1 protein-coding gene is annotated in these 245 nt (G+C 48.2%); it reads left to right on the top strand.

The annotated features are described in order from the left end of the window. Positions 1-245, top strand: a 245-nt coding sequence (locus FD688_RS07300; RefSeq protein ID WP_190242835.1) for a hypothetical protein, incomplete at both ends; no start/stop codon positions are given.

Raw genomic sequence — 245 nt, 5'->3', positions numbered from 1 at the left:
GTGCTGAATCCGCAGCACAAAGCAGTAGTGCAGCAAGCTCAGCACAAAGCAGTAGTGCAGGAAGCTCAGCACAAAGCAGTAGTGCAGAAAGCTCAGCACAAAGCAGTAGTGCAGAAAGCTCAGCACAAAGCAGTAGTGCTGAAAGCTCAGCACAAAGCAGTAGTGCAGAAAGGTCAGCACAAAGCAGTAGTGCAGAAAGTTCAGCACAAAGCAGTAGTGCAAAAAGTTCAGCACAAAGGAGTAGT

The sequence above is a fragment of the Apilactobacillus kunkeei genome (assembly GCF_005930975.1).
Lineage (GTDB): Bacteria > Bacillota > Bacilli > Lactobacillales > Lactobacillaceae > Apilactobacillus > Apilactobacillus kunkeei_E.
The sequence above is the reverse complement of the archived record's forward strand: the minus strand, read 5'-3'. Positions and strand labels throughout refer to the sequence as shown.